Below are 401 nucleotides of genomic sequence, written 5' to 3' on the forward strand. Positions count from 1 at the left end.
GAATAAAAGAAGGTCTTGAACTCGACGTGGTAATCCGTCGAGACGCGAGCCAAACGCCATTCGGCAAACTCGTAGTCTTCGCTCGGAAGGCTTGCGAGTGCGGCACGCTCGACACTCTCGAACAGTTGCCGGCGACTGACGCCCAGCCGGCGCATGACGTGGTCGTTGATGCGATCAAGTGCCTGACGAATGGCGGCATTGGCTTCTGCCAGCGAGAAGAAGGTCTGATTGCGCAGACGCCCCAAAATGCAGGACTGGGCGAAGCGGACGCCGTTCTCGACTTTGGATTTGGATAAAGCCGTCAACTGCAGCCCGTATGGGGACGACCGGCCTCACGGTCCGCATTACCCACCCATTCCACCCGCTTAAGGGCCAGACCTTCGACGTGATCAGCCGCAGCC

The 401-nt window shown here is 59.4% G+C and carries 1 pseudogene; it reads right to left on the reverse strand.

The annotated features are described in order from the left end of the window. Positions 1 to 305, reverse strand: a pseudogene (locus tag EN780_RS38210) (IS21 family transposase); the annotation flags it as partial. Positions 306 to 401: the final 96 nt, after the last annotated feature.

Source organism: Mesorhizobium sp. M4B.F.Ca.ET.089.01.1.1, assembly GCF_004022605.1.
GTDB classification, from domain to species: Bacteria; Pseudomonadota; Alphaproteobacteria; order Rhizobiales; family Rhizobiaceae; genus Mesorhizobium; species Mesorhizobium abyssinicae.